At 71.4% G+C, this 11,976-nt stretch carries 7 protein-coding genes; all 7 read right to left on the reverse strand.

Annotation, left to right across the window (positions count from 1 at the left end; genetic code table 11):
• Positions 1 to 19: 19 nt before the first annotated feature.
• Entirely contained in the window at positions 20 to 1,240 is a 1,221-nt protein-coding gene (locus tag ACZ4UV_RS35085; RefSeq protein WP_451015925.1) for an IS701 family transposase, read from the reverse strand.
• A complete protein-coding gene (locus ACZ4UV_RS35090; protein ID WP_451015926.1) occupies positions 1,233 to 3,392 on the reverse strand; it encodes an AGE family epimerase/isomerase in 2,160 nt (719 codons plus the stop codon). Before ACZ4UV_RS35090 ends, ACZ4UV_RS35085 begins: the two co-directional genes overlap by 8 nt.
• Positions 3,389 to 5,599, reverse strand: a complete 2,211-nt coding sequence (gene glgX, locus ACZ4UV_RS35095) for a glycogen debranching protein GlgX (protein WP_451015927.1) — start codon at positions 5,597 to 5,599, stop codon at positions 3,389 to 3,391. The genes ACZ4UV_RS35090 and glgX overlap by 4 nt, the downstream gene beginning before the upstream one ends.
• Positions 5,596 to 6,309, reverse strand: coding sequence for an SDR family oxidoreductase (locus ACZ4UV_RS35100; RefSeq protein WP_451015928.1), 714 nt, complete (start codon positions 6,307 to 6,309; stop codon positions 5,596 to 5,598). Before ACZ4UV_RS35100 ends, glgX begins: the two co-directional genes overlap by 4 nt.
• 98 nt (positions 6,310 to 6,407) lie before the next feature.
• Positions 6,408 to 7,742, reverse strand: coding sequence for a sugar phosphate nucleotidyltransferase (locus ACZ4UV_RS35105; protein ID WP_467843501.1), 1,335 nt, complete (start codon positions 7,740 to 7,742; stop codon positions 6,408 to 6,410).
• Positions 7,743 to 7,976: 234 nt separating this feature from the next.
• The gene (locus ACZ4UV_RS35110; RefSeq protein WP_390049081.1) at positions 7,977 to 9,824 is read right to left on the reverse strand and encodes an MFS transporter; all 1,848 of its coding nucleotides are present in this window, start codon (positions 9,822 to 9,824) and stop codon (positions 7,977 to 7,979) included.
• Positions 9,825 to 10,021: 197 nt separating this feature from the next.
• A partial coding sequence (locus tag ACZ4UV_RS35115) for a serine hydrolase (protein ID WP_467843504.1) occupies positions 10,022 to 11,976 on the reverse strand: 1,955 nt, incomplete at its 5' end.

Raw genomic sequence — 11,976 nt, forward strand, 5'->3', positions numbered from 1 at the left:
GCTGTTCCGGTGGCGCTGTTCAGGCATGCGGGGTGCTCAGGGCTCTCTCGTCGGCCTGCTGGCGCACCATGTCGAAGCCGAGCGCGGCCGAGGCCAGCGTCACGTGGTGGTGCCAGCCCCGGAAGGAGCGGCCCTCGAAGTCGCCGAGGCCGAACTCGTCGTGCATCCGGCCCAGCGCCTCACCGGCGAACCTGCGCAGCCGGGCCAGCAGCACGATCTCCGCGAGCCGCCGGACCGGCAGGTTGGTCAGCCAGTACGCCCGCGGCTGCGGCCGGCCGTAGGGCCAGTCCGCGAGGAGCATCCGCGCCCGGGGCGCGGCACTCGGGCAGCCCTCCGGGGAGCGCTCGGCCCGCAGCAGCACGGGAACGGTCAGGAACTCCGAGTGCCACATGCGTTCGGTCACCGGGTCGTGCCAGGTCACCGACGTCCGTTCGGTGTGCCGGACGGCGTGCGCGGCGAGGTCGGCCAGGGTACCGCCGGTGCCCTGGGCCCGGCCGCGGGGGAGGAGCACCGGGGTGTGCGGCGATGCCTGGACCACATAGCCGAGGCCCCGGGCCTCCAGCCCCCGCAGCAGGGGGTCGGGGTCCCCGTCGCCCCGCCAGTCGGCCAGCACCGGCAGCGGTTCCAGGGACCACTCGTCGAGCATCTCGTCGAGCGCCTCCAGCACGTAGCTCCACCGCGGACGGCAGCGCTCGTGCTCCGGCAGGTGGGCCTGGCCGCGCAGCCCCTCGTCGCGGTCCCACCGGGTCGGCAGCACCAGCCGCCAGTTCACCGGGACCCCGCCGGCGTGTCCCACCAGCGAGGTCGCCAGCGCCAGCTGGCAGTTGACGGTGCGTTCCTGGGAGGCCGCGTACTGGCGGGCCACCCCGACCGAGCGGTCGCCGTTCTTGGCGAAGACGACCTCGTCGACCGACCAGGCCTCGGCCCGGAAGGCCCGGACCATCCGCCCGGCCAGGCGGCCGCGCACCGGCGCGGACGCCCAGGGGCTCTGGTTCACGAACTGCTGGATCTGCTGCACCGCCCGCCGCCCCAGCACCTGTTCGGTGATCCGGGCCGGTGTCTTGCGGCCGGGCACGGCCAGCAGGCCGCGCAGGTAGACCTCCCCCCAGCGCCGTTGGTCGGCCCGGGTGAACTGGTCGAACAGCTCGCCGCAGTAGGCCGGCAGGTCGCGGGCACCGGGCGGGGCACCCGGGGTACGCACGGACGGTAACGGGAGTGCGATGGTGGCGAGATCACTCATGGTTGCAGTCGTCACCACCCTCCAGCAGGAAGGCGTCCGTGGCGAGCAGTGCGTCGGCGACCTCGGGCAGGGCGCAGCCCACGATCACGAAGTCGACGTCGAGCCCCGCCTTGGTGCGCTGGAACAGCAGCTCGTTGATGGCGGACCGGCACATCTCGCTGGTCTCGCACAGGTGGAACTCCACCCGCTGCGGGGTGGCCGCCATGACCTCGCCGAGGATCCGGCGGAACTTGCCCAGTTCGGCGGCGTCGATCACGCCGCGGCAGCTGATGTGCGCGGTGCCGCCGTCGAACTCGCTGCGCATCCGCAGCCGCATCTGGGCGGGCTCCAGCTCCACCCGCACCCGCACCGGCTCCGTGCCCTCGGGCAGCCGTACGGTGAGGTCCTTGGCGTCGAAGTTCTGGTACGGCTGCCCGTCCACCCACACCCGGGTCAGCTCCGCCGAACCGGCCGGCAGCAGGTCAGGCGCCACCCGCAGCAGCCGCTCCGGGAGGTCGTCCGGGCGCGGCCGGAAGTGCAGGGTCACCGGGTCGTTGCCGAGCAGCAGACCGGTGTAGGTGGCCGACAGGTAGCAGAGCTCCAGCGCGTGGTAGCCCGCCATCGCGTGGCTGCCCTTGAGCCGCTCGGTGCCCAGCAGGTACGGGATGCCGTTGGCGAGGACGTTGAAGTAGACGCCGCCGTCCCCGTAGTCGAGGAAGTACGCGTTGTAGAACGACGCCGCCTCGCGGGCCAGCCGCAGGTGCTCGGGGTCGTCGGTGGTGCCGGCCAGGATGAGGTAGGCGAGGATCGCCTGCTCCTGCTGCCACCAGGCCTTGCGGTCGTGCCAGACCATGCGGTGGATGCCGCTGTCCGGGTCGGGCTGCCGCTCCACCACGTCGTACCAGCCGCTGCGCAGCCCGTCGCTGCCCACCGCGGGCATCAGCTCGGCGATCCGCTCCGCCGTGGCGAGGTACTCCGGCTTGTCGTGCAGGGCCTTGATGCGGGTGAGGTTCCAGGTGATCTTCAGGTTGTGGCCGACCACCGCGCGGTCCTGCTGCCAGCCCCAGGTGCGGTCCGGGCTCCAGTCGGCGTGGAACCGTTCCTGCACGAAGGGGGAGTTGGGCTCGTCCGGGAACCGCCTGACGATCGTGTCCGCGGTCTCCTCCAGCAGGGCGGCGAAGTCCGCGCGGCCGGTCGCCAGGTAGGCGTTGATCAGGTAGGCGGGGGCGTGGTCGCCGACGGAGTTCCAGTTCTTGCGGGACCGGTTGCGGCCCAGCGAGTCGGCGCCCGGGTCCAGGGCGATCGGGTCCAGGTGCGAGAAGAACCCGCCCTCGACCGGGTCGCGGAAGTACTTCTGGAACAGGGCGACCGTGCGGTCGATGTCGTTCAGGATCTTCGGGTCGCCGGTGATCCGGAAGGTCTGGGTGGGGCCGGCCAGCGCGTAGATCTGCTCGTACATCGGGATCGCGTCGTAGTCGTCCCCGAACTCCGAGGCGAAGACCGGCCGGTGGCCGCCCGGCGTGATGTCGATGCCGTGGTACCAGTAGGTGATCCCGTCCGCCTGGTCGTCCACCCGCATGTGCTCGCGCAGGTACTCGGTGCCGGACTCGGCCGCCTCCAGGAAGCGGTCCTCGCCGGTCAGCAGGTAGGCCGTGGCCAGCCCGTACACCAGCCGGGAGATGGTGTCGGTCTCCTGGCGCACGTCCTGGCCGTGGAAGTCCGGTAAGTGGGTGCCGCTGAGGGTGAGGTGGGTGCGGAAGTCGCGCCAGTCGTAGTTCCCGTCGGGGAACTGGCCGCGCAGGTAGAAGTCGGCGATGGCGGCGGCCTGCTGCACCCACCAGTTCGGGTGCTCGAAGACGTACTGACCGCGGCTCTCCTCCGGGAAGGTGATCTCCTTGGCGTCGAAGCGGGAGCCGCCCTCCCACTCGTAGAGGATCCCGTACGCGAACAGGAACCGGCCCTCGGCCAGCATGTCGACGGTCTGGGCCGTGGTGTCGCGGTAGGAGTCGCCGAGGTTGCGGACGATGCGGGAGACGGCGTTGTGGGTCAGGTGGACCGTGAACTCCCGCCCGTCCGGGCTGCGCAGGCCGAACATGCGCCTTGTGGGGCTGTAGTGGGTGACGTACCCCGCCAGGGTGTCGGAGGTGATGCGTCGTTGGGAGAGTGCGCTCATCGTCGCGTGCCCTTCTCGTCGGGCAGGGCCGCCAGCAGCACGACGCTGCGGCCCTGGGCGTGATAGGTGGGACCGTCGACCGGCTCCTCCGCTCCGGGCGGGAGGATCTCGTACGGCGCCGGCCGGGCCGTGTCCAGGACGCGGTGCCAGCGGTGGCCGGGGAGTTCGGGCAGCTCGAATTCGAGGCCCAGGTGGTACATGTTGAGGATCAGGTGCAGGTCCGGGTCACCGTCGAAACCGCCGTAGGTGCAGGCCAGGACGTGGGCGTCGGGGTTCTCCCAGCCCGGCTGGTGCAGTCGCGTGCCGTGCCAGGTGATGTCCGGCAGGAGACGCGGGTTGAGCCGCTCGGAGAAGAACTGCGGCTCACGGAAGGTGCGGTAGCGCTTGCGCAGCCCGATGACGTCCCGGGTGAACCCGAGCGTCTCCCGCTCCTTGCCGGCCTGGTCCCAGTCGAGCCAGGAGAGCGGGCCGTCCTGGCAGTAGCCGTTGTTGTTGCCGGCCTGGCTGTTGCGGAACTCGTCCCCGGCCAGGAGCATCGGGACGCCGCGGCTGAGCATGAGGACCGACAGCAGGTTCTTGATCTGCCGCACCCGCAGCCCCTCGACCTCCGGGTCGTCCGAGGGGCCCTCGGAGCCGCAGTTCCAGCTGTAGTTCTCGTTCGTCCCGTCGGCGTCCGCCTCACCGTTGGCGTGGTTGTGCTTGGTGTTGTAGCTGACCAGGTCGTTGAGGGTGAAGCCGTCGTGGCAGGTCACGAAGTTGATGCTGTTGGTGGGCAGTTCCTCCTGCGGCGCGAACAGGTCGGCCGAGCCGCCGAGCCGGGAGGCGACCTCGCCGGCGATGCCCGCGTCACCGCGCACGAACCGCCGTACGTCGTCCCGGAAGGGGCCGTTCCACTGTGCCCAGCGCTTCCCCGGGAAGCGGCCCACCTGGTAGAGCCCGCCGCCGTCCCAGGGCTCCGCGATGATCTTCGTCTCGGCCAGGACCTGCGACAGCTCTATCGCCCACAGCGCGGGCGGCACCGCCATCTCGTAGCCCATCGGGCCGCGGGACAGCTCCGAGGCGAGGTCGAAGCGGAAGCCGTCGACGTGGTGCTCGGAGACCCAGTACTCCAGGGACTCCAGGATGAACTTGGTGACGATGGGGTGGTTGGCGTTGATCGCGTTGCCGCACCCCGTGAAGTCCATGTAGTGGGAGCGGTCCTGCGGCCACAGGTGGTAGTAGGCCTCGTTCGCCGCGCCCCGGAAACTGATCGTCGGCCCGAACTCGTTGCCCTCGCTGGTGTGGTTGAAGACCACGTCGAGGATGACCTCGATGCCCGCCTTGTGGAACGCCTTCACCATGTCGCGGAACTCGGTGATGTGGGTGGCGAGATGGGGGCTGGAGCAGTAGCCGGTGTGCGGGGCGAAGAATCCGTACGGGTCGTAGCCCCAGTAGTTGCGCAGCGCCGTCCCGTCCGGTCCGGTGCGCAGGACCTGGGTCTCGTCGAAGTCGAAGACCGGCAGCAGCTCCACCGCGGTCACGCCGAGTTCCTTCAGGTGCGGGATCTTGTCGATGACGGCCGTGAAGGTGCCCGGGCGGTCCGCACCGGAGGTCGGCGAGGCGGTGAAGCCGCGGACGTGCATCTCGTAGACGACGGTGTCCGCCATCGGGGTGCGCAGCGGGGTGTCGCCCTCCCAGTCGTAGTCGTCCAGGTCGACCACCAGGCTGCGCATGGAGTGCTCGACGTTGTCCCCGGGGCCGATCGCGCGGGTCCGCTCCCAGCGGCTGTTGACGTTGGCGCGGGCGTAGGGGTCGACCAGCACCTTGCGGTGGTCGAAGCGGCTGCCCCCCGCGACCGGGTCGCGCGGCCCGTCGATGCGGTAGGCGTAGACCTGGCCGGCGCCGAGCCCCTGCACATGGCAGTGCCAGAAGTGGAAGCTGCGGTGCCGCTCGGGGCGCAGCCGGACGGTCCGGTAGGGCTGCGGGCTGTCGCAGTGCTCGAAGAGCAGCAGGTCGACCCGGGTGGCGTGCTCGGAGAAGATCGAGAAGTTGACCCCCTCGGCGTCGACGGTGCTGCCCAGCGGCTGCGGGTGGCCCGGGGTGACCCCCGGCTGGACGAGGTCGAGGGTGTCGGGGGCTTGGTCGGCGGGCAGCGTCATGTACTCGTTCGCGGGATCCGTGGTCGGGGTGTCGGTCGGCTGGCCCTGGGCCTCGGTCGGGGCGCTCATGCGAACACCGCCCTGGTCCCGGCCGGGGCGTCGGCGCGCAGCCCGGCGAAGAGCTCGTCCCAGGGCACGGGACCGGACGACGGCCCGGCCTCGCTGCGCATCTCGAACGTCACGCCGTGCGCGGCGGGCGAGCCGATCGCCCGGACGCACGCCTCGGCGACATGCCCGCGGGCCACGTACCCGTCGCCGACGTCGCCCTGCTCCAGGTGCAGCACGCCGTGGCCGGGGTCGTCGGTCAGCCAGCCCGGCCGGATCACCGTGTAGGGCAGGCCCGAGGAGCGGACCGCGTCCTCGCCGGCCAGCCGCCAGTCCAGCATCCTGCCGTAGGCGTTCATGGGGTGGTCGCGGCGGGTGACGTGCCGCTGGCTGACGAGCACGAAGTGCCGGTCGGCCGGGGCGGCCGCGCCCAGGGCGTCGAGGACGTGGCGGACGCCGCCGTGCAGGGTCGACTCCGGGCTGTCCGGGCCGGCCGCGTCGGTGCCCGGCTCCACGGCGTAGACGACCGCTCCGCACCCGTGCAGGGGGGTACGGAGTGTGCCGGGGTCGCGTACGTCGGCCGTGAAGTACTGCGCCTGCGCGGGCATGTGCCGCCGGGCGCGCTGGGTGCTGCGGCCGATGACCCGGACGGTCTCGCCGCGGGCCAGCAACCGGCGGGTGACGAGCCGGCCGACCCGGCCGGTCCCTCCTATGACTGCGATCGGGCTGTCCATCGAGAAAACTCCCCAGGCTGTAGACGAGCCGGACGATTGGGGTGCGGGAAGGAGCAGGTGGATGCGTCGGGGATGCGTCGGGACGGGGCCGGATCCGGTCAGATCCAGCGCAGGATGTCGTCGGAGCTGGTCAGGTGGGTGCCGGTGGGCAGTCCGGTGACGGCGGGGACCCGCAGCCGCGGGTAGACGCTCACCCCCGAGAGCCGGGTGCCGGGACGCAGGTCGGCGGCCTCGCCGATCGCCGAGTGGACGAGCCGGACGGGGTCGTCGCGCAGGGAGTGCACCTGCGCCATGGGCCCCACGTACGAGTCGGTGACGCGGGCGTACGGCCCGACGACGGCGCCGTCGCCGATCGCCGACCGGCTGAGCCGGGCCCCTTCGTCGATGTCGACGTCGTCGCCGACGTCCGTGTACCGCAGCTTCACGCCGGGGCCGATCTCGGCGTTCCGCCCGATGCGCACGGCGGGGCCGAGCACCACGCTGCCCTCGGAGATCTTCTGGGCGAGGGTCGTGCCGTGCACGCTGTCCTTGGTGCGCAGGCTCGACTCGTGGATCCAGTACGGCGGGTCGGTGCTCACCGGCGCGCCCATGGCCCGGCTCATCCACGGGTAGCGGCCGCGCAGCACGTCGCCGAGGGTGGCCAGGTAGTCCGGGATGCTGCCCAGGTCGCCGAGCCGGTCGATGCGTGCGGCCGTGACCGGCAGCCCCCGCCGGACCAGCCAGGGCAGCAGGTCGCCGCCCCAGTCGAGGCGCTGCTGGGCGAGCCGGATCATCTCGGGGGTGCGGGCGGCCAGCCGCAGGCGCCCGCAGTCGACGAGGTACATGCCCGCGTTGGTGGGCAGGGTGAAGCGGGCCCCTGGCAACGATGTCTCGGGGAACAGGCGGTGGATGCGGTCGAGGTCGGGTTTCTCCAGGAAGCCCGAGACGGTGCCGTCCGCGGACGTCTGCATGACGCCGTACTTGCCGGCGATCTCCTCGGCAGTGCGGGCGACGGAGGCGACGGTCACGACGGCGTCGGCGGCGTCGTGCGCGTCGGTCAGCAGGGGGAGCGAGAACTCGAAGACGGAGTCGACGGGCATGACCAGGGCCCGGCCGGTCAGGTCCCACCGTTCGAGGTTGTGCAGGGTGGCGGCGCCCGAGCCGACGTTGTAGCGGTCGAGCCGGGCCCGGGAGTAGTGGATCTCGACGCCGAACCGCTCGCCGCGGCCCAGCAAGAGCCTGATCTGGCTGTGGTTCTCGGCGCCCTGGGCGACCACGTGGAAACGGCGGATGCCCTGGTCCCGGCAGTTCTCGACGAGCCACTCGACGACGGGCCGGCCGGCGAACGGGATGAGGGCCTTGCTGCGGATGTAGTCCGAGGAGGCGAGGGTGAGCGGCTTGGCGCGTTCGCCCCGGCCTCCCGCCAGGATTATCCCTAACGTCTCGTCCCCCATGACTGCGCTGCCTCCTCGGCCGACGAATCAACGCCATTCAGTCAACTGAGCCCGTCATTGAGAGTCAAGTAAAAAGTAAAGAAAATGCCCGAACGGGAGTCGCGTCAGGCCTCGATGGCCTCGTGGATCACTGCTCCGAGCTGGCTATATAAAGAGTCGGGGTGGGTTGACTCAGAGAGTCAACCCACCCCAAACCATCTGTCAATCAGACCGTCATGTCGGTGCGCGGACCGGTCACTTCAGCTCGTCCGGGCAGGGCGTGCCCCGCGGCAGCTGGTACGGCGCGGCCAGCCGGTAGGTCCCGGCCTTCGGCGCCAGCAGCATCGTCCACTTGTCCCCCGTGGCGTCCTCCGGCGTCTCCATCAGGCAGCCGTTGACGTTGGCGTACGTCTTCGGCTCGCCGTCGGCCCGGTGCTTGGAGGCCTTGGTCTCCTGGGGCGCCTTGAGGCTCTTGCCGTCCGCGTCGACGATGCTCAGCCAGGGCGAGTACGGGATCCGGATCAGGATCCGCCCGGCCTTGCGGACCTCGATGGTCAGCTCGCCCTGCTCCGCGCTGTCCACCACCGCGTCGGGCTCGGCCAGCGGCACCGGGTCGGTCACCCGGAACAGCTGCCAGTTGGCGTCGCCCCAGACCTGCTTCAGGTACGGCATCCCGCGCTGCACCAGCGCCCGCTCCCGCTCCCCGCCGCCGTCGCCGTCGGGCTGGTCCTTCGGTACGACGACGAAGTGCACGGCCCAGCGCTGCAGCCACTCGTGGTAGTTCGCGGAGTTGAGGGTGTCGTCGTAGAAGAGCGGGTTGCGCTCCATGTCGGCCTGGCGGTTCCAGCCGCGGGCCAGGTTGACGTACGGCGCGAGCGCGGAGGCCTCGCGGTGCGAGCGGGCCGGGACCACCTCGACGCGGCCCTTCTCGGCGCCGACCTGCTGGAGCTGGTGGACGAGCGGGGCGAGCTCGCGGGCCCAGGACGCGGCCGGGGTCGTGTGGACGATGTCGTCGACCGACTTGAAGCTGATCCAGCCGCAGGCGCCCAGGAAGGCGAGGACGACCGTGTAGTACTTGCGCGAGCGCGGGACCGTGTACGGGAGGGCCGCGATCAGCGCCACGCCCGCGAACAGCATCGGCAGCCGCGAGATGTTGGAGCCGATCTGCGAGCTGACCAGCCACACCAGCACCACGCCGAGGCTGTACACGGCCGCCGTCAGCCGGACCGTCTTCCACTCCTTCGGCACCAGGAAGAGGCAGAGCAACCCGTACGTGAGCGGCATGATCACCGAGCCGAAGCCCATCGGCTGGGTGCCGGAGAACGGGAACAGCCAGGCGGAGACCGCCACCACGGCCGCGGGCGCCAGGCCCAGCGCCCAGGCGCCCGGCCGCCGCTTCTGCAGGAACAGCGCGACCGCCACCAGGCCGACGAAGAGCCCGGCCACGGGCGAGGACATGGTGGCGAGCGCGGCGAGCGGCGCGGCGACGAGCGCCTTCGCCCACCGTTTGTACCGCCAGCGGTACGGCCAGCAGAACACCGCCCCGACCGAGGCCAGCGCGAACATCGTGCCGAGCCCGAAGGTGACCCGCCCGGACAGCGCGTTGCAGATCAGCGCGAACACCCCGGCGAGCGCCGCCCACAGGGGGTTCTTCACCGCGCGGCTGCGGATGAGGAGCAGGGTGAGCAGCCCGGCCGAGACGGTGCCGGCGAGCATCATCGTCGTACGGACGCCGATCAGCGACATCAGGTACGGCGAGACCACGCTGTACGACACCGGGTGCATGCCGCCGTACCAGGCGAGGTTGTACGCCGAGTCCGGGTGCCGGCCGACGAACTCGGCCCAGGCGTCCTGTGCCGCGAGATCCCCGCCGCTGTTCGCGAACGTGAAGAACCAGATGATGTGCAGGATGCCGGAGAGGGCGGTGACCGACAGCACCGGGTGGCGCAGCAGCCGTCCGCGCAGCGGCTCGGCGGCCCGCAGCAGCCTGTTGCCTGTCTTACGCTCCGTGTCGTCCGCGCCTGCCGTCGGCAGGGCTATTCGCGGGCCGGCTACCGGGCCCGGATCGGCGTCGTCGGCGCGTGTCGGCTCCGCTGTGGCCACCTGAAGGCACTCCCCGTGTCCCGTCTTCTGTTACCGGCCGTGTTCCACGGTGTTGGCGGCCGCTTTCCGTCCAGTTCGCGGCCGTGTCCCGGCGACCGGCGACCTGCCCCGATTCGCGACGCTAGCACGCACCCCGCCGCGGGGCCCTGGGGTGGGCCGCCATCGGCGGGGTGCGGTGACGGAATGCCGGTTATGGGTCAGCCGAGGCGGGTCAGCTTGCTCGTGAACCCGGGCTCGGCCAGGTCCTTCTCCAGGGCGACCGGCACCTGGACGGCGGAGCCGGAGCCGTCACCCACGGTGAGGGTGCCGACCTTGGTGCCGGCCTTCGCGGTGTGCGGCACGTCGTCCGGGGCGAACGACAGCTTCACCTTCAGCCCCGACCAGCCGACGGCCGTCACGTCCTCGGTCGCCACGACCGGGGTACGGCCGCCGAGCCCGTCGTCCACGTACCCGACGACGTCGCCCTTCTTGTAGATCGTCGCCCCCTTCAGCGCGCCCTGGGCCGCCCGGATCAGTGCGTCGCCGGCGTTGAGGGCGGCCTTGAGGATGCTGTTGTCGTTGCTGGCGTTGGCCGGCTGCCGGATCACCGCGCCGATGACCGTGCGGGTCTCGCCGCCGACCGTCTTCTTCGCGGCGAAGACCAGGTTGCCGAGGGCGGAGGTGGTGGTGCCGGTCTTGATGCCGACGACGTCGTTGTGGCCGACCAGCTGGTTCCAGTTGGAGTGGTTGACGCCCTTGTAGTCGTCGTACGACATCATCGCGGCGACCTCGCGGAAGGACGGCTCGCTCGCCATCGCGGCCTTCGCCAGCTTCACCTGGTCCACGGCGGTGGACACGGTGGAGTTCGTGAGCCCCGACGGGTCCGTGTACGTCGTGTTGGTCATGCCGAGCTTCTTGGCGGTGGCGTTCATCTTCGCCACGAACGACTTCTCGGAGCCGGCGTCCCAACGGGCCAGCAGGCGGGCCACGTTGTTGGCCGAGGCGATCAGGATGGACTCCAGGGCCTCGCGCTGGGTGATCGAGTCGCCGGCCGTCACGTCGACGGTCGACTCCTGGCCGGCGTTCGCCTGGTCCTGGGCCGCCTGGTCGATCTTTATCTTCGGGCCGGCGGCGCCGCTCTTCAGGGGGTGGTCGCGCAGGATGATGTACGCGGTCATCACCTTGGCGACGCTCGCGATCGGCACCGGCTTCTGGGCGCCGGAGGAGCCGAACGTCCCGATGCCCTGGACGTCGAGGGCGGCCTGGCCGTCGGCCGGCCACGGCATGTCCGTCGTGCCGCCGGCGAAGGTGTACGTGTCCTTCGCGGTGAGGTCGAGGGTGGGCTGCGGGAGCGGACGCAGCGTCTGTACGACCGCAAAGACGATCAGCAGGACGATGACGAGCGGCGTCCAGATCTTGACCCGGCGGAAGAGGGTCCGGGCCGGGGTCTCCGGCGGCGGAGGGGTGTTGGTCAGCTCGGCCAGCAGGTCCAGCGGGGGCTTCGGGGGGAGCGGCTGCTGGGTGGTGCGCTCGGGGCCGACCTGGGGCAGGACGGTGGTGCGGGTGGTCGAGGCGGGCCCGGGCCCGGCCTCCGGCTTCGGGCCCTGCTTTATGTCCGACTTGAGGGCGACGAACTTGCTGGTGCGTTCGGCGTCGGCCTCGGGGGACTTGGGCTTGGGCGCGGTGCCGCCGCCCAGCTTGAGCGTGGTGGTGGGCTGGTCGACCTGCGGGGGGCGGGGGGCCTTGAGCATGGTCGTGGGCTGGTCGACGGCGGGCTTGGCCCTGCCGTCGCCGCCGTCCGATTTCCCGTCCGCACCACCCGTGCGGCCATCGTTGTCAGACGCGGGCGGCCCCTTCGGGGTCTCCTCGCCGTCGTCGTCGGAGCCGGCGTCCCTGTCCGCCGACCCGGCCTCGGCATCCCGGTCCTCGACCGCCCACTTCGGCTTGCCGGCGGGCTTGGCGTCCTCGGGTTCGGCGTCCTGAGGTTCGCCGGTGGTGGCGGTCTTGCCCTCGGGCGCGGCGTCCTGGGGGGCGTCGGTTGCGCCGGTTGCGTCGGGCTTGGCGTCCTGAGGTTCGTCGGTGGTCGCCGACTTGCCCCGGGGCGCGGTGTCCTGGGGTTCGGCGGCGGTCTTCGGCTTGTCGGCGGGCTTGGCGTCCTCGGGCTCGGCCGCGG

This window comes from Streptomyces sp. NPDC028289, assembly GCF_055565975.1.